This is a genomic window from uncultured Rummeliibacillus sp. (genome assembly GCF_934216135.1).
Taxonomy (GTDB): domain Bacteria; phylum Bacillota; class Bacilli; order Bacillales_A; family Planococcaceae; genus Rummeliibacillus.
Genome location: NZ_CAKQBI010000035.1, coordinates 1 through 24,241 on the forward strand (window position 1 = coordinate 1; position 24,241 = coordinate 24,241).

Annotated in this window: 22 protein-coding genes and 2 riboswitches; of the genes, 9 read left to right on the forward strand and 13 right to left on the reverse strand. The window is 33.8% G+C overall.

Features of this window, described 5'->3' with window-relative positions; genetic code table 11:
- The first annotated feature begins 798 nt into the window (after positions 1-798).
- Positions 799-1,359: an SLOG family protein gene (locus tag Q0977_RS15720; protein ID WP_119416966.1), complete on the forward strand. Its 561-nt coding sequence runs from the start codon at positions 799-801 to the stop codon at positions 1,357-1,359.
- A 129-nt stretch (positions 1,360-1,488) separates the two neighbouring features.
- Here the strand turns inward: Q0977_RS15720 and sfnG are convergent, their stop codons facing one another.
- The gene (gene sfnG / locus Q0977_RS15725) at positions 1,489-2,565 is read right to left on the reverse strand and encodes a dimethylsulfone monooxygenase SfnG (RefSeq protein WP_299515652.1); all 1,077 of its coding nucleotides are present in this window, start codon (positions 2,563-2,565) and stop codon (positions 1,489-1,491) included.
- 238 nt (positions 2,566-2,803) lie between these two features.
- Between sfnG and Q0977_RS15730 the strand changes: the two genes are divergently transcribed.
- Positions 2,804-3,871, forward strand: a complete 1,068-nt coding sequence (locus Q0977_RS15730) for an LLM class flavin-dependent oxidoreductase (protein WP_299515654.1) — start codon at positions 2,804-2,806, stop codon at positions 3,869-3,871.
- On the forward strand, positions 3,871-4,824 hold the full coding sequence (locus Q0977_RS15735; protein WP_299515656.1) for a RimK family alpha-L-glutamate ligase: 954 nt from the start codon (positions 3,871-3,873) through the stop codon (positions 4,822-4,824). The genes Q0977_RS15730 and Q0977_RS15735 overlap by 1 nt, the downstream gene beginning before the upstream one ends.
- 247 nt (positions 4,825-5,071) lie before the next feature.
- On the opposite strand, the gene Q0977_RS15740 is transcribed toward Q0977_RS15735, so the two are convergent.
- The 4 genes from Q0977_RS15740 to Q0977_RS15755 all read right to left on the reverse strand — a co-directional run bounded on the left by Q0977_RS15740 (position 5,072) and on the right by Q0977_RS15755 (position 10,610).
- Positions 5,072-6,409, reverse strand: a complete 1,338-nt coding sequence (locus Q0977_RS15740) for a nucleobase:cation symporter-2 family protein (RefSeq protein ID WP_299515658.1) — start codon at positions 6,407-6,409, stop codon at positions 5,072-5,074.
- A 15-nt stretch (positions 6,410-6,424) separates the two neighbouring features.
- Entirely contained in the window at positions 6,425-6,994 is a 570-nt protein-coding gene (locus tag Q0977_RS15745) for a xanthine phosphoribosyltransferase (RefSeq protein WP_119416961.1), read from the reverse strand.
- 171 nt (positions 6,995-7,165) lie between these two features.
- A riboswitch (purine riboswitch) is annotated at positions 7,166-7,267 on the reverse strand.
- Positions 7,268-7,548: 281 nt separating this feature from the next.
- Positions 7,549-9,018 carry an amino acid permease gene (locus Q0977_RS15750; protein ID WP_119416960.1) on the reverse strand — a complete coding sequence of 490 codons (1,470 nt, stop codon included), beginning with the start codon at positions 9,016-9,018 and terminating at the stop codon, positions 7,549-7,551.
- A gap of 104 nt (positions 9,019-9,122) precedes the next feature.
- Positions 9,123-9,303: riboswitch (Lysine riboswitch) on the reverse strand.
- Positions 9,304-9,551: 248 nt separating this feature from the next.
- Positions 9,552-10,610 carry a nitric oxide synthase oxygenase gene (locus Q0977_RS15755; RefSeq protein WP_119416968.1) on the reverse strand — a complete coding sequence of 353 codons (1,059 nt, stop codon included), beginning with the start codon at positions 10,608-10,610 and terminating at the stop codon, positions 9,552-9,554.
- 589 nt (positions 10,611-11,199) lie between these two features.
- Here Q0977_RS15755 and Q0977_RS15760 point away from each other — a divergent pair.
- Positions 11,200-12,684 (forward strand): catalase, encoded by a 1,485-nt coding sequence (locus Q0977_RS15760; RefSeq protein WP_119416959.1) that lies wholly within the window; start codon positions 11,200-11,202, stop codon positions 12,682-12,684.
- A 140-nt stretch (positions 12,685-12,824) separates the two neighbouring features.
- Here the strand turns inward: Q0977_RS15760 and Q0977_RS15765 are convergent, their stop codons facing one another.
- Positions 12,825-13,991 (reverse strand): MFS transporter, encoded by a 1,167-nt coding sequence (locus tag Q0977_RS15765; protein ID WP_367269487.1) that lies wholly within the window; start codon positions 13,989-13,991, stop codon positions 12,825-12,827.
- Between the two features lie 120 nt (positions 13,992-14,111).
- On the opposite strand from Q0977_RS15765, the gene Q0977_RS15770 reads away from it, so the two are divergent.
- The 4 genes from Q0977_RS15770 to Q0977_RS15785 all read left to right on the forward strand — a co-directional run bounded on the left by Q0977_RS15770 (position 14,112) and on the right by Q0977_RS15785 (position 16,084).
- A complete protein-coding gene (locus tag Q0977_RS15770) occupies positions 14,112-14,987 on the forward strand; it encodes a LysR family transcriptional regulator (RefSeq protein ID WP_299515663.1) in 876 nt (291 codons plus the stop codon).
- A gap of 147 nt (positions 14,988-15,134) precedes the next feature.
- Positions 15,135-15,686 carry an RNA polymerase sigma factor gene (locus Q0977_RS15775; RefSeq protein ID WP_299515665.1) on the forward strand — a complete coding sequence of 184 codons (552 nt, stop codon included), beginning with the start codon at positions 15,135-15,137 and terminating at the stop codon, positions 15,684-15,686.
- Between the two features lie 19 nt (positions 15,687-15,705).
- The gene (locus tag Q0977_RS15780) at positions 15,706-15,849 is read left to right on the forward strand and encodes a YvrJ family protein (protein ID WP_299515683.1); all 144 of its coding nucleotides are present in this window, start codon (positions 15,706-15,708) and stop codon (positions 15,847-15,849) included.
- A gap of 4 nt (positions 15,850-15,853) precedes the next feature.
- Entirely contained in the window at positions 15,854-16,084 is a 231-nt protein-coding gene (locus tag Q0977_RS15785) for a hypothetical protein (RefSeq protein WP_119416955.1), read from the forward strand.
- Between the two features lie 119 nt (positions 16,085-16,203).
- Here the strand turns inward: Q0977_RS15785 and Q0977_RS15790 are convergent, their stop codons facing one another.
- From Q0977_RS15790 to Q0977_RS15805, 4 genes are all read right to left on the reverse strand, one after another.
- Entirely contained in the window at positions 16,204-17,505 is a 1,302-nt protein-coding gene (locus tag Q0977_RS15790) for an ABC transporter permease (RefSeq protein WP_299515668.1), read from the reverse strand.
- Entirely contained in the window at positions 17,495-18,190 is a 696-nt protein-coding gene (locus Q0977_RS15795; protein ID WP_299515670.1) for an ABC transporter ATP-binding protein, read from the reverse strand. The genes Q0977_RS15790 and Q0977_RS15795 overlap by 11 nt, the downstream gene beginning before the upstream one ends.
- A gap of 162 nt (positions 18,191-18,352) precedes the next feature.
- Positions 18,353-19,282: an AEC family transporter gene (locus Q0977_RS15800; RefSeq protein ID WP_299515672.1), complete on the reverse strand. Its 930-nt coding sequence runs from the start codon at positions 19,280-19,282 to the stop codon at positions 18,353-18,355.
- Positions 19,283-19,419: 137 nt separating this feature from the next.
- A complete protein-coding gene (locus Q0977_RS15805; protein WP_299515674.1) occupies positions 19,420-20,901 on the reverse strand; it encodes a sensor domain-containing diguanylate cyclase in 1,482 nt (493 codons plus the stop codon).
- 909 nt (positions 20,902-21,810) lie between these two features.
- Between Q0977_RS15805 and Q0977_RS15810 the strand changes: the two genes are divergently transcribed.
- Positions 21,811-22,800 carry a LysM peptidoglycan-binding domain-containing protein gene (locus Q0977_RS15810; RefSeq protein ID WP_299515676.1) on the forward strand — a complete coding sequence of 330 codons (990 nt, stop codon included), beginning with the start codon at positions 21,811-21,813 and terminating at the stop codon, positions 22,798-22,800.
- A gap of 48 nt (positions 22,801-22,848) precedes the next feature.
- On the opposite strand, the gene Q0977_RS15815 is transcribed toward Q0977_RS15810, so the two are convergent.
- The 3 genes from Q0977_RS15815 to Q0977_RS15825 form a co-directional block, all read right to left on the reverse strand.
- Positions 22,849-23,823, reverse strand: a complete 975-nt coding sequence (locus Q0977_RS15815) for a Gfo/Idh/MocA family protein (RefSeq protein ID WP_124218225.1) — start codon at positions 23,821-23,823, stop codon at positions 22,849-22,851.
- A 34-nt stretch (positions 23,824-23,857) separates the two neighbouring features.
- On the reverse strand, positions 23,858-24,007 hold the full coding sequence (locus tag Q0977_RS15820; RefSeq protein WP_164489601.1) for a hypothetical protein: 150 nt from the start codon (positions 24,005-24,007) through the stop codon (positions 23,858-23,860).
- Between the two features lie 21 nt (positions 24,008-24,028).
- A partial coding sequence (locus Q0977_RS15825; RefSeq protein ID WP_299515680.1) for a hypothetical protein occupies positions 24,029-24,241 on the reverse strand: 213 nt, incomplete at its 5' end.

A 24,241-nucleotide genomic window follows, 5' to 3' on the forward strand; every position in this document is an offset into this window, starting at 1 on the left:
AGTTTTCAAGGTTCATATTGTGTCGCTTGTTTTAACGACTTGATTATTATATCAAATCTTATTTACGATGTCAACAACTTTTTAAAAGTTGTTTTATGTTCGTTTCATTTAACAGCAACTTGATAAGTATATCACTTTATTTAGTTATTGTCAATGAATAATATTAATTATACAACACAGAATTAATATTTGTTTTAGCGACTTGACTATATTAACATGTATGATTTATATCCGTCAATACTTTTTATGAAATTAATAGTAGACTTTTATAAATATAAAATTATCTTCTATATAATATAATTTCATTTTTTATTATATATTGTTCGATTAACTATATTTAACGCAGAGAATAACGGATACCTATATTGTCACTGAACAAAACAAAAAGAAATCTCATAAACTAATTTTATTAATCAACTGCACTCTAGGCTGGGTTAATACTCTTTCGACCCGTATTCAATCCATTGTAAACAGAAAACAGCTATTGTAAAATGAATGGTGGAAATTGTTGCTTGTATCAATGTTCTTGCACTTAGGTCATTTAAAGCAAGAGATTGTATAGCAGCAAAACTGTTTCTATATTTATTTCAGTCAACCGGTTTCTATAGAAATCGGTTTTTTATATTATTGTGTTGAATCTCTTCTATAGAGTCCAGTACATTTCAATACTCTAACGGGACACAATCGTATAAAACAGTGTAATAATTTTCAATGTTATCCTTGATAAAGATAAAGACCTTAAATAAGAAATCATTCATAATAGATAGGTATATACTATATAAAACTTAGGAGGTTAATATGCTAAAACGACTTGTGATAACTGGATACAAAGCACATGAACTTGGCATTTTCAACGATAAACATCCCGGTCTTGCAATCATCAAAAAAGCATTGCAAGACCGTTTAATATCGTTTATTGAGGATGGACTTGAGTGGGTAGTTTTAAGTGGGCAGCTCGGGGTCGAAACTTGGGCTGCTGAAGTTGTTATGGATTTGCAGATGGAATATCCCGATTTAAAATATGCAATCATCACGCCTTTTTTAGATCAAGAAAAGAATTGGAACGAAGCTAAACAAGAAAAGTATGAAATGATTCTGGCGCAAGCTGACTTTGTAACAAGTCTAACAAAACGTCCATACGAAGCACCTTGGCAGTTTATCGAAAAAAATAAATTCTTTTTGAAAAATTCGGACGGGATCTTAATAGTCTATGATGAAGAAAATGAAGGCTCTCCAAAATATATAAAAAAACTAGCCGAGCAATATGCCGACAAATATGAATATGAGATTTTCCTAATTGATGCGTATGATTTACAAGCAATCGCTGAAGAAGAACAAATGAAAAACTGGGAGCAATAAAAATTTTCTGCGACGAGTAATCGCAGGAGCGAATCAAGTCACGTGGCTAATACAAATGCTAAGATCATTAAAAACAGGGTTCAAACTCTCTATTCCTTTGAACCCTGTTTTATCTGTCAATATTTATACTTAGGCATTTACTATATTTAATGATACTTCTTTTTCACGTACCAGAGGAATAACTTTTTCTCCGAATGCCTTTAGTTCTTCTTCATAATGTAAGAATCCCGTCAGGACAATATCTACGCCAATTTTCTTCAACTCAATTATACGATTTGCAACTTGTTCAGGCGTACCGATTAAACCTGTTTTAAATCCTTCATTATATTGTACAAGGTCTTCAAGAGAAGCATCTGCCCACATCCCCTTACCTTCTGGTGAAGAGGCTCCCGCTTTTTGTACTGACTTTTTAAAACCCTTAACCGCTTCTGTATTCGCATTAGATACGATATCACGGAGCACTTGTTGTGCCTCCACTTCCGTGTCACGTACAATTGCAAAACCATTCACTCCAAATCGAATTGGGCCTTGACCATTTTCTTTACGAAGTCTTTTCACTTCTTCAATTGTTTCTTTCAAAGCATCTAATGTATTTCCATTCATAAAGAAAACATCTGAAACACGCCCCCCCATTTCTTTAGCAGCACGTGATAGCCCTCCTAGAAAGACTGTAATTGGGTTAATAGGTTTTGGCTCTAACGTTGCATCATTTAAACGATAAAAGTTTCCATGATAATTCGCTTTTGGTTCGTTCCACAGAAGTTTTAATACTTCGATAAATTCCTCTGACCGACGATAACGTTCATCATGATCTAGCCAATATTCGCCATAGCTAGTAAACTCATCTTTTAACCAACCACTTACTACATTCACTGAAGCACGACCACCACTAATCTGATCAATCGTTGCCATCATCTTAGCAAAAACAGCAGGTTGCCATAATCCAGGAAGAACAGCCGTAATAATGTTCAAACGCTCTGTTGTAGCCGCTAAAGCAGAAGCCAATGTTGCGGCCTCTAATTGATTTTCCGCACCATAACTAGATAAGAAACGGGTCTGTAGTAATACATAGTCAAACCCTATATTTTCCGTAATTTGTGCATAACGTTTATTGTCCTCAAAATTCCAACCTGTTTTCTGAGGAAGATTCGAAACCACAAGTCCTCCGCTTACATTGGGTGCCCAATAGGCAAATTGTAAAGTCATCTATATTTACCTCCTGATTCAGTTATTTTATACTTTCATCAATTTTCTTCGCCCTGAATACAACTAGATCACAATATAAAATAATTTAAATTTTCTGAATTAAATTTAATATTTAAAAACCTATTTGTCAACTATGTTTTATACAAATTATATTGTTTATCAATATAATTTATGTTACGATAAGCGCAACAAATAGTCAGACTATTTTAAATTTAATTTGAAGGGCGGTTTCAGGGATATGAAGTATGGATATTGGTCTCCTCTTTATGGTGGATGGTTAAGAAATATAGAAGATGAACACAATCAAATGCCAGCTACATTTGATTATGTGAAAAAAGTGGCACAGCAAGCTGAACAACTCGGCTATGATATGACACTAATTGCTGAACTTTTTTTAAATGATATTAAAGGCATTGAAGAACCTGCATTAGATGCATGGTCAACTACTGCAGCAATAGCAGCAGTCACAGAAAAACTAAACATTCTTACAGCTATTCGTCCAGGCTATTACAACCCACAAACTTTTGGGAAAATGGCCTCTAATATAGATCAAATCAGCAATGGGCGCCTTGCATTAAATGTCGTTTCTGCTTGGTGGGAAGAAGAAGCTCGTCAATACGGGGGTGCTTTCACTGCTCACGATTCGCGATACGCTCGTACAGAAGAATTTTTGGCTGCACTAGAAGAATTATTTACTAAAACACCTGCATCATTTAAAGGTGATTACTATGAATTTGAAAATACTTATCTAGTGCCAAAACCAGTGAGAAACAACCATATCCCTATATTTGCAGGCGGAGAATCGGAAACAGGTAAACAAACAATTGCAAAAACATGTGATTCTTATGTGATGCATGGTGGCACTATAGAAGAGATTGAATCAAAGATTAAGGAAATGAATGGACGCCGCCAAGAACTTGGAAAACCTGATTTCGACACATTTGGTATGGCTGCTTACATCATTTGCCGTGATACAGAAGAAGAAGTGCAAGCTGAATTACAACGCATCACTACGATGAATCCTGAAAGTAAAGCTTATGCAGGATACAAAGATTTTGTCGGCAAATCTCAACTAAATGTAAAAGTTAGTAAAGAAGACTACTGTGTCTCAAATCGCGGTCTCCGTCCAAACTTAGTTGGTACACCTGAACAAATTGCAAAACGTATTCTTTCTTATGAAGAAGTTGGCTTAAATCTATTAATCCTTCAATTTTCACCACAATTGGAAGAAATGAAGATATTTGCTGAGAAAGTAATGCCATTAGTAGAACAACTTAGAAAAGAAAAAGTGGAGGCGGCAAAATAATGTCAAAAGTTTATATTATTCATGAAAATAGCGAATGGACAGATCATTTAACAAAACGATTAAATGAATTAAACATTCCATATGAAGAATGGTTTTTAGATCAAGGAACTGTAGATTTAAGTTCTGTGCCACCTGAAGGCGTATTTTACAGCCGTATGAGTGCCTCATCACATACACGTGATCATCGATTCGCTCCGGAATTATCTAATGCTGTACTTGCATGGTTAGAATTCCACGGCCGTACAGTTTTTAACGGAACAGACGCACTTAAGCTAGAATTAAGTAAAGTAAATCAATACTTAACTTTAGAAAAAGCAGGTATTCGTACACCCAAAACAATCGCAGCTGTTGGAAAAAAGCAAATAGTTGAAGCTGCTAAAAAGTTAAACACGCCTTCATTTATCACAAAACATAACCGCGCCGGTAAAGGACTCGGCGTTCAATTATTCAACTCTATTGAAGCTTTAGAAGCTTATGTGAATGGTCCTCTTTACGAAGAACCTGTTGACGGAATTACTCTAATCCAACAATATATTAAATCTCCGGAATCATTTATCACTCGCGCCGAATTTGTTGGTGCAAAATTTGTATATGCTGTTCAAGTTGATACTTCAAAAGGTTTCGAACTATGCCCAGCTGATGCTTGCCAGATCAACGACCTATTCTGCCCAGTTGGTGAAAAAGTTGAAGAAAAACCTAAATTCCAAATCGTTGATGACTCTTCATTAGATTTAGAACAGATCAAATCTTATGAAGAATTCTTAAAAACGCAACATATTACAGTTGCAGGAATCGAATTTATCAAAGATGAAAACGGCATCGTTTATACTTACGATATCAACACAAATACTAATTACAATAGCGATGCAGAAGCTAAAGCCGGAAAATACGGTATGCTAGAACTCGCTACTTTCTTAGGAAAGGCATTAGAAAAAGAACAAACACTTATTTAATAGTATGAGTACTTCCATGGTAAGGAAGAGGTCACCTGTTCGAGCCTGGTTGGAAGCTTTTATCCTTTTTCTAGTAAGTGTGTGTTGAGACTTTTTATGAAAAGGTTTGTGCCATTTGCACAAAATCTATTAGTAAATAAACAAAAAAATCCGAACGAATGTGAAACTTTAAATAGAATTTCACATTATAGTTCGGATTTTTCAATATCTAAACCCCTTTTGTCCCAATCTCTAAGTCTTCTATAGATTAAGCATGCTTTTCAGTTAGCTTAGTTTTTACTTCTTTCATTTCTTCAATTTTCACAGGTTCTACCTGTACATCGCTTCTCCATGGAATCATGTTGAAGATGATATTTAATGCAATAGCTGTTACACTACCTGCTACAATACCATTACTTGTTAAAATACGAACAGTTTCAGGAAGTACTTTGAAGATATCTGGAACAACTGTTACTCCAAGTCCCATACCAATAGAGCAAGCGATAATCATTGCATTTCCTTCAGAGCCCCCTACTGCAGCACCTAACATTTTAATTCCTTGAGAAATAACCATGCCGAACATTGCAATCATCGCACCACCAAGGACAGCGGTAGGGATAATTGTTGTTAGAGCGGCAATTTTAGGTAAGAAACCTAGCGATACTAGTAAAATACCTGTGATGAAGATAACAGATCGATTTTTGACACCTGTCATTTGCATTAAACCTACATTTTGAGAAAATGCTGTGTACGGGAATGAGTTGAAAATACCACCTATAATAGAAGCTAAGCCTTCTGAGCGATATCCACGCGCAAGTGCTTTATCATCGATTGGTGTATTTGTCATATTACTTAGTGCAAAATAAGAACCTGTTGATTCAACAAGAGACACAATCGCAACAAGTGTCATAATGATAATTGGTTGTACATGAAATTCTGGTGTTGCAAAGTAGAAAGGTGTTACAATTTGTCCCCATGCAGCGTCTGCTACTGGTGAAAAATCTACCTTACCAACAAAAGCAGCGGCAATAGTCCCTAACACTAAACCAATTAGAATAGCAATTGAACGAACAAATCCTTTTGTAAAACGATACAACAAAATAATTGCTATTAATGTACCAAACGCAAGTGAGATATTAGAAACTGAACCGAAATCAGCAGCTCCTTGACCACCACCAGCATTATTAACAGCAACCGGTATTAACGTAATCCCAATGATTGTTACTACTGAACCTGTAACGATAGGTGGGAAGAACTTTACGAGTTTACCAAAAATGCCTGAAATAAGAACAACTATTAAACCAGATGCAATTACTGCACCATAGATAGAACCTATGCCATATTTTGCACCAATTCCAATGATTGGTGTTACAGCTGTAAATGTACACCCAAGAACTAAAGGTAATCCGATTCCAATTACTTTACCACGCATAACTTGTAATAATGTAGCTATACCGCACATCATAATATCAATAGATACTAAATACGTTAACTGAGTAGAATCAAACTTCAGTGCTCCCCCAATGATTAATGGTACTAAAATTGCTCCTGCATACATTGCTAGTAAATGCTGAATTCCAAGTGTTGCAAGTTTTACCTTGTTCATCTGATCAGTTGCCTCCTAAGCAAATTGTACTTTGCCATTTTCTAATGAAGAAATAATAGCCAATGAATCAACTCGATAACCTAGGTCTCGTAAATATTGACCACCTGGTTGGAAACCTTTTTCTATGACAATGCCAATGCCGCTTATAGTAGCCTCAGCTTGTTTAGCAATATTGATTAAACCTTTTGCTGCTTCCCCATTTGCTAAGAAATCATCAATAACTAATAGAACATCATCTTTATCGATATAATCTTTTGAAACAGAAATCGTATTTGTTACTTTTTTCGTAAACGAGTAAACATCTGCAGAATAGAAGTTATCTGTTAATGTTACTGACTTTCGCTTACGAGCGAACACAACCGGAATCCCTAATATGAGTCCCGCCATTACAGCTGGAGCAATTCCTGAAGATTCTATAGTAAGAATTTTTGTTAGCCCAGCATCTTTATATCGATTAGCAAACTCTTGCCCAATTGCTTGCATAAGATGTGGATCAATTTGATGATTCAAAAATGAATCTACTTTTAATACGTCTCCTGATAAGACTTTACCTTCACTTATGATTTTATCCTGAAGTAGTTTCAAAACTTAGGATCTCCCTTCTAGATTGAGTTCTTCGTATTTTATATGTGGCATCCCGTTTTCAAATAAAAAACTCGAAGAACTTGTACACTCACAAATCTATGAGCGAGCAAGTCCTTCGAGTTATAAAATCGAAAGTAATAGGAAAAAGAATACTGACTAAGTAAACTATTTACTATTATATTTGCTTCTCATAGTCAATTCATTTACGGTGAACTGGTAGAAACTCGCAAGCCTTATTCTTGCTATTATATGAGCGATTAATATTTAGTTTTATAATTTGAGAATGTCACAATTATAGCATGCTATAAGTAAAATTCAACGGAATGTTAAAATGTAAAATAATTCAGATAATTTAAAATGTGCATTTTTTAATAACATTCTTTCAAATATAATAAATTTCAATCTATTTACACGAACGTTCTAAAAAAATATACTCTCTATTATTCGTCCGTTTGGGTATAATACACTTTTGAAACGCCATTACAAATCAAAAATAATAAATTAAAAAAGCTAATCTATTTAGGACTTTCTCCAGAAATAGATTAGCAATATTTTTATTGAATAGGTCGATCAGTTGAAAAATCTGCTTCCTCTAAACGAACAATTTTAGTTTTATGTTTCCATTTGTATCCAAACCAAAGGATAAAGAAAATTGGCAAGCCAATATAAGATACTAATATTCCATACCAATCAATATGACCACCTGTAAATGCTGTATAATTTTGCCCTAATACAACAATCATACATACTACAAATGCAAAGATTGGACCAAACGGGAAAAATCTCGAACGGTATGGTAGTTCAGATAGATCATGTCCTTGTGCAACAAACGCTTTGCGGAAGCGGTAATGGCTCGCTGCAATACCTAACCATGCGATAAACCCACACATCCCCGATGCATTTAATAACCAAATATACACAGTACCTGTCCCAAATAAAGATGCTAAGAAAGATAAACAAGCAACTAATAATGTAGCAATAAGTGCTGCAACTGGTACACCACGTTTGTTTAACTTTTTGAAAATTCTTGGTGCTTTACCTTCCATCGCTAATTCCCACAATGTACGGGATGATGCATATAATCCTGAGTTACCGGCTGATAAAATAGCAGTTAAAATTACTGCATTCATAATTGAAGCTGCAAAAGCAATACCAGCATTTTCAAATACTAAAGTAAATGGGCTAACAGTGACATCATCGCTATTAGCAAGGCGAGCATCTGTATATGGAATCAATAACCCAATAGCTAATATTGCTAGAATATAGAATAACAAAATACGCCAAAAAATTTGTTTTACTGCCTTTGGAATCGTTTTGTCTGGATTTTTTGTTTCCCCAGCAGTAATACCAAGCAACTCAGTTCCTTGGAATGAGAACCCTGCAGCTAAGAAAATACCAAATGTCGCAAAGAAACCTCCGTGGAATGGTGCATCCCCTTTAAAGAAATTCGTAAAACCAACCGGTGCATTTCCACCTAAAATACCGAAAATCATTAAAAAGCTTACGATTAAGAAAATAATAACCGTTGCAACTTTAATAATCGCAAACCAATATTCACTTTCACCAAAACTATTAACAGATAAATAATTTAAGACAAAAATAATTATTAAAAAGGCTGCACTCCATATAAATGAAGGTGTTTCAGGGAACCAATATTTCATAACAATTGAAACAGCTGAAACTTCTGCTGCAATAGTGATGGCCCAGTTATACCAGTAGTTCCATCCTAGAGCAAACCCTAACGATGGATCAATAAATTTTGAAGCATACGTACTAAATGACCCTGATACAGGCATATACGCTGCCATTTCTCCAAGACTAGTCATTAAGAAAAATACCATTATACCGATTAAACCATAAGCCAAAAGCGCACCACCCGGTCCAGCAGCAGCAACAGAATTTCCGCTCGCCAATAACAATCCTGTCCCAATTGTTCCTCCGAGTGAAATCATAGTAACATGACGACTTTTTAGACCTCTATTTAAGCTCTGTTGTTCACTAGAGCTTGTCTCTTTTATACTCATATTTCTCCTCTTTCCGATTTTCATTGCAAGAAAGGTCGGTTTGAAGCAAATAAAAAATACCATCCAAGGAAATTGAGATGGTATATAAACTCCCCATCAACCTTGATAAAGATAGCTCAACACGCCTTTTTAGACGTGACAGTTCTGCACCTTTCGATAGCAGCCCCAGCATTAGCAATAAAAAGCTTACCAACACTTCGGCAATATTCCCTTTTTTAATCGAGTCTGTAATGCTTTTTCATCTCGTCGATCATACTCATGAATATCGCGACCTCTACCTCATCTATTGGATGAGGCATGCAATATATAATTTTAATACGTGTCTATTATAATACAGGGTAAATTCAATAACAAGACGTAAATATACTGGAATTATAATACAACTAAGACAATAATCATTTAATCTACTATCTCTTAAAGATACTAAAGAGTTTTATTTTTACAAAGTATGTGTAAAACATTGTTATATAAATGGAAGAAAGATAAAAAATCGAGCGACAAAACTTCGCTCGATTTTCAATAACTTTTACTAATTAGTAGGGATTCTTTTGATAAGCGTACCCTGGTAGTTTCTTCGTATTATCATATGGCTTGTGGAAAATATGTGTCGTTGCAGGAGATAAAGGAGGGATCAACCATGTCCAATTACCAGTCACATCTCGATTTTCAGACGTTTCATTAACTTCAAAACGTTTAAATTGTTGTGCAGCCGTATGGTGATCAACAATGCTCACACCATCTTCTTTGAAAGAATAAAGTACCGCTACATTAAGTTCTACTAATGCACGATCACGCCATAAACTAGCATTGGAAGATGTATCTAAATCCATTTTTTCAGCAATTATTGGCAACATATTATAACGATCTTTATCAGCTAAATTACGAGCACCAATTTCCGTACCCATATACCATCCGTTAAACGGAGCTGCTGTATATGTAATGCCTCCGATTTCAAACTTCATACTTGAAATGATCGGTACAGCATACCATTTTAAATGTAAATCAACGAACCATTCGAAATTTGGATGTCGCAATTGCACCTCTTTAACATATCTTTGCGGAATTTCAAACAACTGCGGTTTACGATTTTCAACTTGTATCACTATTGGTAATACATCAAATTGTCCGCCTTTTCCTTGCCATCCTAATTTTATACATTCTTTTGTAAAGTCTATCGAACTAGAATCTCCAATTACTGAACCATCATCTTGTTCATAACCAGCATAGCGAATCAATTGATGATTCCATATTCTTACTTTCTGTGATTCAAAGATAGATATAGTCGGTCTTATTTTTCCGTTATTTGTTGCAAATTCTATATGCTCTAAAAGTTTTTCAAAAATTATTTTTTCATCATTTATCCCACGTTGATCTTTCACTTGAAGTGTTTGCCAAAACAATCGCCCAATGCATTTATTACTATTTCGCCAAGCTATTTTTGCACCATAAGCAAGTTCATCTGTCGTATGAGTGTAAACGCCAAACTTCTTAATATCTTGCTTGATGTATTTTAGACGTCGTTCCAGTTGGTCCGTGGGCAATTTGTTTTCTAAATAATACATCTTGATAAAGTCAATTGCCTCATTTAACATCGGCATTAGTGAACCCCCCATTAAAATACTTCAATTAGCTCTATCATAAATGAATTATTATGAAGAAAAAATATGTAGATTACATACCGATTTAAGAAGACTACATTTACCCTTCTTACAGGTTGTTTGCTTAGTATAGGCAAATAATTAAGAATCATTTCTTTTCTTCTAAATCACTGAATTCAACATTTCCATACCTATTCTCTCCGTATAATAAGTAGATATAAATCATAGTATTTTACGAGAATATTATTTTCAATTATGAACATTTCATAAATTTTAATGATAATAATAATTATTACAATATGCAATTATAATTATATTTTATCTATCAACGAGAAGATTCGATAAAAGTAATTAAATCTTCCTATTCGTTTTTTTTTATTTTAAACACCATTTTTAAACTATCTGTAATACATTCATTAAAAAGTAATCGTTATAGCATCATTGTAAAATCTATTTTAATTTATACATCATATTTTAAAATAAAAATTACTAAAATAGAATAATTATAATTTACTTTCAATTGTTAATCTGTTATAGTTGTTTTCGAAGAGGTAATTCAATTTCTTTAAGGAGGAATTCATTCATGACAAAGGATAACAATAAAAAGTTAACTACTGCCGCTGGGGCTCCTGTTGTAAGTAACACAAACTCTATGACTGCAGGAAAACGTGGTCCTGTACTTTTACAAGATGTTTGGTTGATTGAAAAACTAGCAAACTTCAATCGTGAAGTTATTCCAGAACGCCGTATGCACGCTAAAGGTTCAGGTGCTTTCGGTACATTCACAGTCACTCACGATATTACTAAATATACAAAAGCAAAAATTTTCTCTGAAATAGGTAAGAAAACAGCAATGTTCGCACGATTCTCTACTGTCGCCGGTGAACGTGGTGCTGCAGATGCTGAACGTGATATTCGCGGTTTTGCATTAAAATTCTATACAGAGGAAGGTAACTGGGACTTAGTTGGTAACAATACTCCTGTATTCTTCTTCCGTGATGCAATGCACTTCCCAGACCTAAACCATGCTGTTAAACGTGATCCACGTACCAATATGCGCTCTGCTAATAACAACTGGGATTTCTGGACTAACCTTCCTGAAGCGTTACACCAAATTACTTACGTAATGGGTGACCGTGGTATTCCAACTGATTATCGTCATATGCACGGCTTTGGATCACATACTTACTCAATGATTAACGCAGACAACGAACGTGTTTATGTTAAATTCCATTTTAAAACACAACAAGGTATCAAAAACTTAACCGATGAAGAGGCTGCAGAAGTAATCGCGAAAGACCGTGAATCTTCACAACGCGATCTATATGAAGCTATCGAGCGTGGTGAGTTCCCTAAATGGACAATGTACATCCAAGTAATGACAGATGAACAAGCGAAGAACCATCCTGATAATCCATTTGATTTAACAAAAGTTTGGTATAAAAAAGATTATCCATTAATTCCAGTTGGTGAATTCGAGTTAAACCGTAACCCTGCAAACTACTTTGCTGAAGTTGAACAAGCTGCATTTGCTCCTTCTAACGTAGTTCCTGGTATTAGCTTTTCACCAGATAGAATGCTTCAAGCCCGTCTATTCGCATATGCTGATGCACAACGCTATCGTTTAGGTGTCAATCACACTTTAATTCCGGTTAACGCACCAAAATGCCCCGTGCATAATTTCCATCGTGATGGTTTCATGCGTACAGATGGCAACCTAGGAAGTACACTACACTATGAGCCAAATAGCTATGGTGAATGGCAAGAACAGCCTGCGTACAAAAATCCATCTGAAGAGGCAGGTCCTGCGGATATCTATGATTTCCGTGAAGACGATGATAACTACTTTGAACAACCAGGAAAATTGTTCAACATCATGAGTCCAGATGAACAACAACGTCTATTTGAAAATACTGCTCGTAATATGGAAGGCGTTGAAAACTTTATCAAAGAACGTCACATCATCCACTGCTATAAAGCAGATCCAAAATACGGTGAAGGCGTTGCTAAAGCAATGGGTATTGACATTAACTCTATTGACGTACTTAAAGAAGTTCAATACCACTAAGATTTACTAATTTAAATTGACATTCATATTCCAAAAAAGACTGTAAGCAAAATACAATTTGCTTACAGTCTTTTCATGTAACACTTTTCAATTCTTTTAATTCAAACTTGAAACTACTATGCAAAAGATATTAGTTAACTCTATTGTCTTCTTTTTTCTTTCGTAATTCCTATATAAATGAAGAATGTTACGATAATAATTCCCATAGCTACTAAATACATTCTGCTATACCCTGCATTTGAAGCAACAATTCCAAGAATAAAAGAACCAACTGCCATTCCTAAATCCATCGCATTGAAAAATACAGAGTTTGCGATTCCAACCCGATGTCGCTCGACTGAACTGATAATCTGAGATTGGAACACAGGTGTAACTGAACCATAACCAATCCCAATTAGAATACCCGCAATAATCATTAGAAAACCAGTAAGAGGCAATTGTAAGATGAACATCCCAATAGCAAAGATCAAAATACAAGGAATAACAATAATTTTCGGTCCATACATATCAGAGTATTTACCTGTAAATGGGCGGAAGATTATCATAAAAATTGCATAAACAATAAAAAATGTACTAGCTGCAGCCACTAGGTTCAGTTCTTTCGCATAGATGGCTAAAAATGCCGATACACAAGAATAAGAAGTAGCTAATAAAAATGTTGGGATGGCATATGGAATCGTTTTTCGATCCATAATATCATTCCATGAAAAGCCTCTCTTTTCTATTTTAGTGACTGGCTCAAGTTTTGGAACGTTTATCACTAACGCTAACAAGATATTAATAGCTGCAAAAATAATACACAATATAATAGATAGAGTGTACATATTATGATTTGCTAAATTCAACCCGATTACTGGGCCAAATACCATCGCTACCCCCATAGCAAGTGAGAAATAACTAACACCTTCTCCACGTCTAGATGCAGGGATTAACTCTGCACTAATTGTCCCTTTTACAGTTGTAATAATACCAAATGTTAAACCATGAAAAATTCTCAAAACTAAAATTGCACCTAATGATTTTGTAAACAAATATAAACTCGAAGCGATACAAAATGCTATTGTAGAATAAATTAAAATTTTCTTCTGAGAACCTTTTTCGACCCATTTCCCTGCCAGTGGTCGAATAACAATTGCAGCCGCTAAGAATAATGTAGTTAAAAGTCCCGCCTTATCAGCACCTGCATTCAAATTCTCTACCAAATATAACGGCAAAGAAGCAATTAGCACATAAAACACTAAAAAAATAAAAAAACTTATAATTGTTATGTTTATAAAGTCTTTAGTCCATAATTTTTCTTTTTCCATAAAAGTCCTCCTCAAGAATAGCAATATTCCAATTATACGCTGATTTAGATATGCATAAATAATTGTATTTATCATAGTAGCCATGCATAATTGTAATACCAAACAAACGGAGGACTTGCTATGGAATGGTATCAATTACAATACTTTTTAACGTTAGCCAAAACACAAAACATCACAAAAGCATCTGAACAGTTAAACTTATCTCAATCTGCGCTTAGCAGATCTATTGCTCGATTAGAAAAGGAAATTGGCGCTCCTCTTTTTGAAAGAGAAAGTCGTGGAGTTAAGTTAAACCGTTATGGAAAGCTATTCTCGGAACATGCAAGTAATGCACTCTATGAAATTGAGACCGCCAAAAAGATGATTAATGACTTAGTAGACCCCTTTCACGGAACCATTGAATTAGCGTTTATTCAAACACTAGGATCAAGTTATATTCCAGAACTTATTCGATCATTTCAATTACAATACCCACATATTCAATTCAAACTCTATCAAGATATTACGAGTAAAATTCTTGAACAGGTAGAAACATCAGTTATTAATATTGGTTTCTGCTCCCCAACTACTAAAAAAGAAAGTTTAGAAATGCTCCCTATTATACAAGAAGAACTTTTGCTAATAGTCCCTAAAAATCACAGGTTGAACGGTAGAGAAAATGTTACTTTAGATGAGGTAGCTGATGATCCATTTATCTTTTTCAAAGAAGAAACAGCCTTAAGGGATGTCATTGAACTAATTTTTCAACAAGCAAACTTTCAGCCAAAAGCAGTTTTTGAAGGAATCGATGAAAAAACGATTGTAGATCTTGTTGCTGCTAATTTTGGCGTTGCTTTGGTACCTAGTACTACAACCTTTAACATAGAAAAAGTTACTTCGATTAAGATTAGCCATCCGATTTGCACTCGCACAACGATGATGATTTGGCGCAGCACAGGGTATATTTCACCAGTAGTAAAACAATTCATTAAATTTGTAAAAGCATACGCTAGGTAACTTCATATAGGACATACTTAGTCTACAACTAAAACATTTTAAATAATTTTTTACAATATTTTTCAAAGGGTTGATTTTAATGTTCGCATTCTTCCTTTATAATATAAGAACATACATTCGCATATTGGATGAGGAAGGGGGAAAATGATGGACTTAAAATATAAAGCACAAATTAAGAATCCTATTTTAAAATCTTTCCTAAAGGAAGGGAATCATTACGAATTATTTAGCACTTATATCGAGACACAAAATGAAGAAATTCTTAACATTATAGAAGAACAATTTAAACAGTACTATATTAGAATATTAGTTATTTCCTATTTCTCAAAATCTATTCATTTTGCCGCCCAACATTTTGATAAAAAGGTTAGAAAGAGACAAGTAATGCAGCCATTAATATTAGATTCAACTGAGCGTTATAACTTAATGGATGTGAAAGAGGTATCAAATCATCGAAGGATCTTATCAGACTCAAATATCCTCCTATCTTCAGAAAAACTAGAGGATTATATTGAACAAGAGGAAGTTTATCAAGCTATACATCAACTAACAAAGAAGCAAAGGATTATTCTTTATTTTCTTTTTATAAAGGATATTAGCTACAAAGAGATTGCACAACTCCTCAATATTTCACCACAGGCTGTTTATAAACAAAAAAAACATGCTTTGATGAAAATAAGGAGGTATATAAATGTCTGACATATCTAGTCTAATAAATATGGTTAACAATTCAGGATTTCCTATTGTAATATCTATATACTTGTTACTTCGATTTGAAAAGAAACTTGAATCTTTAAATACAACTATTCAAAATATCCCTACTAAAATAGAAAAAATTTTAAGGTTAAATAAAAAGGACTGATTCGATGAATATTTTACAACTCAATGCATCTGAAGTGATTGAGATTCTTACTCCCAAAATAAAAAAAGAATTATGTCAGACAGATATACAAAATCGAAAGGATTTAGAACAAGAACTAATATTAATGATTATCGAAACTATACAAACTAAACACTTTAAAACCCCTCCAACTTTTTTGGAATTATTAGAAAAGGAGAATTTGATCATTTGTGATAAAAATATTAGGTTGGGATAACTCCTCAAAATAACCAAATTTGTCCCAGTACCCTAGTATGGAAGTAGTCTCACTTTTAATGAAAACATTAAATCCCTGAGGCTTATGTTGAACCCCAGGGATTTAAAAAATTATTTATATTAATCTTGATGTAATGCTTGAATGACATCAATCTTGGTTGCTTTTCGAGCCGGACGCCAACCACTCATAATTGCAACTCCCACACTAATCAACGAAGCAATGACCACAAGCTCCCATGGTATCGTCGAAAATCGAATTGCAGCATCTTCAATACCACTATCAGGCATAACCGCTTCTAGAATTTTAGGTAATGCAAAGTTTGCTAAAAAACTAATAATATATGAAATAATGATTGCGATTGCTGTGCCTAAAATACCTATATAAGCACTTTCCATCACAAACAATCGCTGAATTAACTTTGGCCCTGCACCTATTGCCTTCATCACTCCTATTTCACGTGTACGTTCTGTAACTGCCATTGTCATCGTATTGAAAATACCGATGGAGGCTATTAATACTGCTATTGTTCCTACAAAAATAAGTCCTACTTTTAATGCTAAGAAAAATACATTTAATTGTTCTAATTGTTCAGTAACTGAATAGACAGATAAATCCATTGCTTTTAAAGCTTTTAGTATACCTTTAACAGCCTCTATATCTGTTGCATAAGCATAATAACTTACATAGTAAAAATCCTGTTCTTTCATCTTTTGTTCAGCAATTATATTGTAATCCTTTAGAATTTCGGATTTCATCGTATCGCTTAATTGAATACTTGAATCCATATCCCACTCTTTAGAAGGTTTCTCCCCTATCCCAACAACCTTATATTTTCTTGTCTTCGTATGTTTTTTACTATTTTCCGGTTTGAAGGAAATTGATATTGTTTTTCCTAGTAACGATTGGTAGTAACCTATTTTCGATTTTTCTTGCTCATCTAGTTCCTCTTTAGCATTTTGTTTTTCTTCTTTTGTTACTAAGTTTTGTCCTAGATTATACCCAACGACAATTTCATTTTCTTTGGTTGGATAAGTCCCTTCAGATAATTTAACTTTTGCTTTTCTTTGTTCTTCAAAATTATTAAATTTCACTTCACTAAATCCAGAACGATTTTCAAATTTAACATAAGTAGTAAGAGCCTCATTGAAGTGAGTTGTATCCACAAGTGCCTGAACATTTGGAATAGCTTTAATTGCCTTTTGGTCAATATCTTTTTCATCAGAATTATATACTTCAATTTTCGTCACAGAACTATCTGATAAAATTTCATCCTTTAATGATCCTTGTAACCCAAATGCTATAGAAGCTAGGACAATTAAAAATGCACATCCCATTGTTGTTGCTAATATAGTAGTGAAAATACGCATTCGATTCTTCTTAATATGTTGTCTAACAAAATCTATTTGATCTCTAAACCGCACTAGGGATAGCCTCCTTTAATACACCATCATGCATCAGGAATTTTTGATGTGCAATATTTGCAACCTCTTCATCATGCGTAATAATGATAAATGTAATATCCATCGTATCGTTTAATAGCTTGATTAAACTTAAAATTTCTTGTTCCGTTTCGGAATCTAAATTCCCAGTTGGCTCATCTGCCAAAATGATTGGTGGATTAGTTACAAGCGCTCGAGCTATGGCTACCCGTTGTTGTTGACCTCCGGATAACTCATTTGAGTAGTGATCTGAGACAGCATCTAGTCCGACTTTTTTTATGATTTTTTCTACTGTTTTAAATCGTGCATTTTTGCCCATTCCTTGGATTTTCAATGGCAATTCAATATTTTCAAAAGCAGTTAAACCCGGCATTAGCTGAAAGTTTTGGAAGATAAAACCCATATTTTCAGAGCGGAACTTTGCATAGTCTGATTCTGATAGGTTTGTCGTTTCTTTCCCTTGCATCTCAATTGAGCCTTGCTCAGGCTTAAGAAATCCTGCAACAATATTAAGTAATGTAGATTTGCCAGAGCCACTTTTTCCAACAATTGAAGCTATTTCTCCTTTATTAATTGTAAACGAGATATTCTTTAATACTGGAACCTTTTTCTCACTCCCTTTTTTACCGATTCTAAATGTATGACTAATATTTTTTACGGTTATCAATGATATCGACCTCCATCATTTCATCTAGCAATCAGTATATGGAAAACTTCTTAATAATTTCATATTAAAAAAATGAAGAATTCCTTAAGATTTATACAAAAAAAGAAACCATTTAGAAAAACACATTCTAAATAGTTTCTTTTTAAAATTCACATTGAAAGTTTATGCATATAAAAGTTTTGCCACATAAATCACTATTGTAACGGTTATGCAACTAACAATTGTCGTAAATAAAACTGTCTGTGCAGCAAGTTCTGATTCTACATCATATTCTAAAGCCAGAGTAGAACTATTTCTTGATGTAGGAAATGAACTAGCAATTAACAGTGATTGAGCCACTACTCCATGAAAACCAAAAATTGAAATCCAAGCAAAGGCAACTAATGGTCCCATGAGTAATCTTCCAATACAACTCATATATAACATTTTGTTAAACATTGTACTGACATGTATTTTAGACAACTGCGCTCCTAATGTTAGTAATGCAATAGCAACAAATGCATCTGCCATATGTCCAATTGAAATAGATAAAAACTCTGGCAATTGAATATTTGCTATCTTTAAAACAATCCCTAATATTAGCCCATGAACAATTGGAAGTTTCACTATGCTTCTTGCAATTTCCCAACCTGATTTTATCGTTGAAATTAGATTATACAATCCATAAGTATACGTTGTTAAGTTTTGAAAAATTACCGTAATGATTTGGATGGCAGTACCTAATGGTTGTGCATGGAATACCATTTGACTCACTGGGATGCCATAATTTCCAGAGTTAATAAGCACAATACTATTTTTAAAAATAGCTGATTTCCTTTTTTCTAGCTTCAAGATCTTACTAATGGTTGTACTTAAAACCATTAAAGAAATACTATATGCAAATAAATAGATTAAAATTTTCCCTACAACAACTGGATTGACATTTGTTTCATAGATATTCACAAAAACCGCTGATGGCATTAAACAGTATGTGATTAAATTTGATAAAGCTTTTAAGTTGAATTGAAACTTACGTTGCATAATCCCACCAACAACGAGTAACACTAAAATAGGAGCAACTACTTGAAAGAAAACTAAACCTAAATAACTCATCTTCTCAATTTTATCCTTCTCTCAATTTGATTTAGTTTTATAAATCATTTTTTAGTTTTAAAAACAAACAGTTTTACAACAATATAACTACTCACTACGAGAAAATGAGAACTATTTACATAATAGATAAAACCCAACTAACTTAAACAGTTGTTCAAAGAACGGGAGATAATAACTTGATTTCTACCTTTGTTTTTTGCCTCATATAAACATTGATCAGCAATCTCGATCAATTTTGCAGAAGTAGTCTCTGTTGTAGGGAATTCTGCTATTCCAGCAGAAACAGTAATAGCATTCCCCGTAGGACTTGATGTATTTTCAAGCTTCATACGTAAAAATTCTGCAATTTCAAAAGCACCCTGCATAGTTGTATTTGGTAGTAGAATGATAAATTCTTCTCCACCATAACGACAACACAAATCGGTTGAACGAGTGACTGCTTTCATACTAAGGGCTAAATATTGTAGAACCTCATCACCTATACCATGACCATAGGTATCATTAACCAATTTGAAATGATCTATATCCATTAGAATAATAGAAAATGATGTATTGGAAGTGATCAATTCATCCATTTTAACATCTAATGTTCGACGATTTGATAACCCGGTTAAAGGATCTGTAGTCGATTGATCCATAAAATAATCGACTTGTTTATGTAGAAAGTTCAAGCTCTTAATTAGTGCATTTTTCAATTGTTTAACTTCGTAATACCACGCTGGAACTGCTGAAAGATTCTTTTCCTCATTTTTCTCCATACTACTTTCAGTTAACTCAGCTAATCTTTGCAACGGCTTAGATATTTTCAATGCTGCCCAAATCACAATAAGTAGGGAAATTAATAATAAAGGCAAGGCTGTAATAAGCATCTCTTTCATCATGTTTTCTGATGGCTCTAGTGCTTTTTCTGTTGGTCTTTGAGATATCACTCCCCAACCTGCCTTGTCAACTGTTGCATACCCCGCAAGCATGTCTTGTCCGTTTGAGTTTATAACTCTTTGTGCGCCACTTTCATGGCTGGCTATTATCTTTTGGACACCTGCATTATCCTTTACCACTGTATTAATAAGTGATTGATCTTGGTGATAGATAATTTTCCCATTAGAATCTATTACATAAACGTATGAACCATCATCATAATAATGCTTCCCCAATAACTCATGTAGAATATTCTGCTCTTCCAAATAAATTGTACCACCTACTAGTCCCAAATATTTTCCTGAGTTATTGAAGATGGGTGCTGATATGTAGACAATTTCACGATTGGTCATAGCTCTATATGGATCAGATATCATCGGCCTTTGTTCTTTAATGGCCTTTTTAATAGCATTAGAAGTTAATGTTTTCCCTTTAATATCAATTGTCTGTGGAGATGTGGCGAGTACTTTTCCTTTCGCATTTACAATTGATATTGAATTAAAGGTATTGGTCTGCATTCGTAAACGCTCAGCTTCTTCAAGAAGTATCTCTTCATTATCCATCTTTTTTGCAATTGTATTTGAACTTAATGTTAATGTTTGAAGCGTTTCATCTAAATAATTCGTAGCAGTAGTCGCTAGCTTTTCTGCATATACACGATTTGTTTCAAGTGTGTTATTTATTAAAGTCTGTTTATTCATACGATAACTACTCCAAAGGCTACTTGAAATGGTCAGTATAAATGCCAAAGCCACAACCCCAATAATTAAATGTTGCAGTTTTAACGGATACTTTTTCATATTTGTTCTCACTTTTTTCTTTTATTTTAACAAATACTTAAAAGAATTGTTGAAAGATATTGAAAAATACTAAACTAGAAGAAAAATTGGACACAGCTTAGCTATTTTTTAGTTTCTATGTATCGTGTCATCATAATCTTCATCTGTATCATCTGTTATAAACCCCAAAAACTTTAAAATTCTCATTAGCATAAAATCCCCCTCTTGGTGTGCTATCTATCTCTTTTATATATCTAAATATTCTAAATAATATAAAACTAATATTCCAGTCATTCTCTTTCTATATGCAAAAATTGTGCGATTGCACAGTAAAATTTATAAATAAGGATTTACACTGTAAAAATTTAGCGGTTCACTCGATAATTTCAGTTATAAATTTATATATCATTCATTCCAATGGATTGCCCACTTTACTTTTTTGATTTTTCACTATTTTCAAATTATTTTTTTGTTGCAAATATGATTCTAACATTTTATAATATTATCCAATTAGAATAGTTGGGATTAGACCCTCCCTCTATCTAATGGCTAGCACAGAGTGTTAGAGAGTGAGGCAATTTTGAATGATTGTTTTGCTCACATGTCAAGACTCTCCTTTTGATAGAAAAAACGCCACGCCACCCCTCAATGGTTTGGTGTTTTTTTTATGCAATCTATATTTAATATTAACTGTTTTCAGGTAACAATTTTACCAAATTGTAAAATGAACTGGTTTTTGTAATATAAATTTGATGAAAATAACATATTATTGATGTTACTTCCTTTTATACTATTAACATATGTGAAAAATAAAAGGAGGAACTAATACTAGTGAAAAAACTAAAAATATCGGCAGTAGGGCTAAGTTCAATTATGCTTTTTTCGACAATAGGTCCATTCACTGCTTCTGCAGCAACTACTACATATAAGGTTACGTCCGGAGATACCTTATCAAAAATCGGGTCAAAATACCATGTTTCATATAAGACGATTATGAACTGGAATAATCTTAAAACGACGAAAATTAAAGTTGGTCAAAAACTAAAAATTAAAACTAGTTCAAGTTCTTCTAGTAAAGTGACATCTTCTACGGCTTACAAAGTAAAAGCTGGTGATACACTCTCTAAGATCGCCAAAAAATATGGGGTTTCTTATAAAACCATTATGAGCTGGAATAATCTTAAATCTACAAACATTAAGGTTGGTCAAAAGCTCAAGATTAAAGCTAGTTCATCTTCAAGTAAAAAAACATCTACAAAAACAAGTAGTACCTCTTCTACAACTTATAAAGTAAAAGCTGGTGATACTCTTTCTAAAATTGGGAAAAAATACGGGGTTTCATATAAGACTATTATGAGCTGGAATAATCTTAAATCTACAAAGATTAATGTTGGTCAAAAGCTCAAGATTAAAGGCACTACTAAAAAGGTAAGCACTAGTGTCACTACATCCTCTGCTAACACAAAACTACAAAAAGCCGTGAGTATTGCAAAGACGGTTCTAGGTATACGCTATGCGTTTGGGGGATCTTCAAAAAGTGGTTTTGATTGTAGTGGCTTAGTATACTATGCATACAAAAATGCTGGTTTATCTGTTTATCGTACAAGTGCAGCAGGCTATTATTCTATTTCTACTGCAACAAGTTCACCTAAAATAGGAGACTTAGTGTTTTTCAAAAACACTTACAAATCTGGCATCTCCCACATTGGACTTTATATGGGTAGTGGTAAATTTATTAGTGCAAGCGGCTCGAAGGTTCAAATTAGCTCTGTAAGTTCATCTTATTGGAAAAAACATTTTGCTGGATATAGACATTTGTAATTCTAAAAAATTCTTTAAATCACACGCTCAGTATAAACCTGAGCGTGATTACCCGTTATTAATTGATTTATAACAATCTTCGATAGCTTTCATATTATTAATAGAGTCCATGCTAGAGTTAAGGGGATCCGTATCTTGTAAAATACATTGTGTAAAATGTTCAATTTCAAGTTTATAAATATCACCAGGAACTTTTTCAGTTACTTTCCTATTTCCAGAGTTTAAAATAATCTCTCCTACGCCACCATTTCGATCAGGTCTGAATGCAAATGGTACTGATATTTTCCCTTTTGTCCCAATTATTTCATATTCGTTTCGATCCAACATATCAAAACTACAATCAATTAAAACTGGTACTTTATTATCCATTACCATATAAATATAGGCTGAGGTATCTACTTTTGCTGATGAATCTATATTCGCGAATCCTTGTATACTCTCTGGTTCTGCTTTTAGAATAAATCTTGCAGCATGAATAGAGTAGCACCCAATATCATAAATACTACCTCCCCCCATCTCTGCATCCATACGAATATCTCCTACCCTGTTTACTAAATGGAAAGAATGGCTAGATTTGAATAACTTAACTTCACCAATTGCCCCTTCACTTATTAGCTCCCTTACTCGTTCATGTTGAGGATGAAATTGGTACATAAAAGCCTCCATAAATTTCACATTGCTTTTAGCACAACTGTTTACCATATCAACCGTTTCAGCAACATTTAAAGCAACAGGTTTTTCACATAGGACATGCTTTCCATAAAGAGCTGCCTTTTCAACCCATTCTTTGTGTAAGTGATTTGGAAGTGGAATATAAACTGCATCAATTTCATCATCCTTTAAGAGTTCTTCATAAGAAACAAATGCCCTTGGTATGTCAAGTTCTTTCGCTACGCGATAAACCCTTTCATCACGACTTGCTATACCAACTAGCTCTGCATTTTCTGCACGTTTAATTGCTGGAATAACCTCAGTTCTTGCGATATTAGCAGTACTTAATACTCCCCAACGTACTTTCACCATTATTTAGTCCCCCTTTAACAGTCATCTTCATCATCTAAATTTCTAAACTCTGATTCAACTGTTTTATTTGTGTATATATCTGACGATAAATTTGATACAGCTCAGTATAAGCCTCTACTTTCACAAAATGCTCAGCATACTCTTCTATAGAGCTATACCAACCTAAGTCAATTGCTGCAATCATAGCTGAGCCAACTCCCGGACCTTATTCATTAGCTACTTGTATAAATGGATAATTTTCTGATGCCTCTGCTATCGTTTTTCCATTTTGGTTCATTAAAAGAACTTTAACTGCACTGGTGCCTAAATCTATACCAATTACATATTTCATAAGAAAATACCCCTCGTATATTAGTAGTAAGAGCTCTTTCCGATAGAATTTCCAGTTGATCCGGACAACTGGTGATTCAATTGGATT